The 3,018-nt window shown below is 57.5% G+C and carries 1 rRNA gene; it reads right to left on the bottom strand.

What is annotated here, in order from left to right:
- Positions 1–6 precede the first annotated feature (6 nt).
- Positions 7–2,953 (bottom strand): 23S ribosomal RNA (locus ATZ99_RS06310).
- Positions 2,954–3,018 lie beyond the last annotated feature (65 nt).

The following is a 3,018-nucleotide window of genomic DNA, read 5'->3' on the forward strand; positions in this document are numbered from 1 at the left end:
CTTTTTTTGGTCAAGCCCTCGGCTCATTAGTACCGGTCGGCTCAAGGCCTTACAGCCCTTACACCCCCGGCCTATCTACCTGGTCGTCTCCCAGGTGCCTTACTCCCTTTTCAGGATGGGATACCTTATCTTGGGGCAGGCTTCGCACTTAGATGCTTTCAGTGCTTATCCCTCCCGGACTTGGCTACCCAGCTGTGCACTTGGCAGTACAACTGGTACACCATCGGTCCGTCCATCCCGGTCCTCTCGTACTAGGGACAGTACCCCTCAAGTATCCTGCGCCCGCAGCGGATAGGGACCGAACTGTCTCACGACGTTCTGAACCCAGCTCGCGTGCCGCTTTAATGGGCGAACAGCCCAACCCTTGGGACCTACTCCAGCCCCAGGATGCGACGAGCCGACATCGAGGTGCCAAACCTCCCCGTCGATGTGGACTCTTGGGGGAGATCAGCCTGTTATCCCCGGGGTAGCTTTTATCCGTTGAGCGACGGCCTTCCCATCCAGTACCGCCGGATCACTAAGCCCGTCTTTCGACACTGCTCGGAATGTCTCCCTCGCAGTTAGGCCACCTTCTGCCTTTGCACTCACCGCGCGATTCCTAACCGCGCTGAGGTGACCTTTGGACGCCTCCGTTACCCTTTAGGAGGCGACCGCCCCAGTCAAACTGCCCACCTGACACTGTCCCCTGTCCGGCTCCACGGACATTGGTTAGAACCCCAGCACCGGAAGAGTGGTATCCCACCGCCGGCTCCGCTAACCCTGACGAGTTAGCTTCTACGCCTCCCACCTATCCTGTACATCCAATGCCAAGATCCAATATCAGGCTACAGTAAAGCTCCACGGGGTCTTTCCGTCCAGCTGCGGGTAATGAGCATCTTCACTCATACTACAATTTCGCCGGGCCCCTCGTCAAGACAGCGCCCAAGTCGTTACGCCATTCGTGCGGGTCGGAACTTACCCGACAAGGAATTTCGCTACCTTAGGACCGTTATAGTTACGGCCGCCGTTCACTGGGGCTTCGGTTCAGACCTTCGCCTTCCGGCTAAGCCCTCCCCTTAACCTTCCAGCACCGGGCAGGCGTCAGCCCCTATACGTCGGATTTCTCCTTAGCAGAGACCTGTGTTTTTGCTAAACAGTCGCTTGGGCCTGCTCTCTGCGACCCTACTATCCGTAGGGCACCCCTTCTCCCGAAGTTACGGGGTCATTTTGCCGAGTTCCTTAACGAGGGTTCTCCCGCTCGCCTTAGGATTCTCTCCTCGCCTACCTGTGTCGGTTTGCAGTACGGGCACCCTCGGCCTCCCTAGAGGCTTTTCTCGGCAGTCTGGGTTCAGCTGCTTCGGTACTTGTTTTCCCTCCCCGTCACCCTTCAGCTACTCCGGACGGATTTCCCTGCCCGGTTTGCCTTCAGGCTTGGACGCGCTCTACCAACCGCGCGCTCAGCCTACCCTCCTGCGTCACCCCCTCGGTCAATCGGCCTCAGGTGGCACGGGATTATCAACCCGTTGTCCATCGCCTACGCTCCTCGCCTCGGCTTAGGCCCCGGCTTACCCTGAGTGGACGAACCTTCCTCAGGAACCCTTAGGCTTTCGGCGGGCAGGATTCTCACCTGCCTCTCGCTACTTATACCGGCATTCTCTCTTCCTACCAGTCCACCATACCTTACAGTACGACTTCTACCCGGTAGGAACGCTCCCCTACCATAACGCTTCCCGCGCTATCCGAAGCTTCGGTGTGAGCCTTTAGCCCCGTTACATTTTCGGCGCAGCACCGCTAGACCAGTGAGCTATTACGCACTCTTTAAATGATGGCTGCTTCTAAGCCAACATCCTGGCTGTCTCTGCAGTGCCACATCCTTCCCCACTTAGACTCACTTCGGGACCTTAGCTGTCGGTCTGGGCTCTTCCCCTCTCGACTATGAAGCTTATCCCCCATAGTCTGACTCCCAACTATCCACACCCGGCATTCGGAGTTTGATAGGGTTCGGTAACCTCTCGGCCCCTAGCCCATTCAGTGCTCTACCTCCAGGTGCTTCTCCGTTGAGGCTAACCCTAAAGCTATTTCGGGGAGAACCAGCTATCTCCGGGTTCGATTGGCATTTCACCCCTACCCACAGCTCATCCCATGACTTTTCAACGTCAACAAGGTTCGGGCCTCCACGAGAGTTTAATCCCGCTTCACCCTGGCCATGGGTAGATCACCCGGTTTCGGGTCTACTGCGCCAAACTATCGCCCTCTTAAGACTCGCTTTCGCTTCGGCTCCGGTGCTCCCACACCTTAACCTCGCTTGGCACAGTAACTCGCCGGTCCGTTCTGCAAAAAGTACGAGGTCGCTTCCGCTCCCTCTGCTTGTAGACACACGGTTTCAGGTCCTATTTCACTCCCCTCCCGGGGTGCTTTTCACCTTTCCCTCACGGTACTACTCCACTATCGGTCGCAAGGTGGTATTTAGCCTTGGAAGATGGTCCTCCCTGCTTCCCACGGGGTTCCTCGTGTCCCGTGGTACTCGGGATGTGCCCAGACTCATTACCCGGACTTCGCCTACAGGACTTTCACCTTCTTCGGTCCAGCTTCCCAGCTGCGTTCGACTCGCCCGGTAATCAGTCCGCCCTACCGTCCTCGGGCTCGGACACTCCCTCAACCCCCATCATGCAACGGTGACGGCCTTCTACACATGATGGGTTTGGGCTCCTCCCCTTTCGCTCGCCGCTACTTGGAGAATCTCTCTTGATTTCTTTTCCTCGGGGTACTTAGATGTTTCAGTTCCCCCGGTCTCGCCTCCTATGCCTATGGATTCAGCATAGGATACCGCGGGTTCCCCCGCGGTGGGTTCCCCCATTCGGGTACCTCCGGTTTGTAGCTTGCTTGCAGCTCCCCGGAGCGTTTCGCCGCTTGCCGCGCCCTTCTTCGCCCCCTTGCGCCAAGGCATCCACCGTGTGCCCTTAGTAGCTTGACCCTCTCGCCTTCACTTCGTATGAGCTTCTCCCATTACCTCTGTGCAGTTTTCAAGGTGCTGTTTTA

It is taken from the genome of Thermovenabulum gondwanense (assembly GCF_001601575.1).
Taxonomy (GTDB): domain Bacteria; phylum Bacillota; class Thermosediminibacteria; order Thermosediminibacterales; family Thermosediminibacteraceae; genus Thermovenabulum; species Thermovenabulum gondwanense.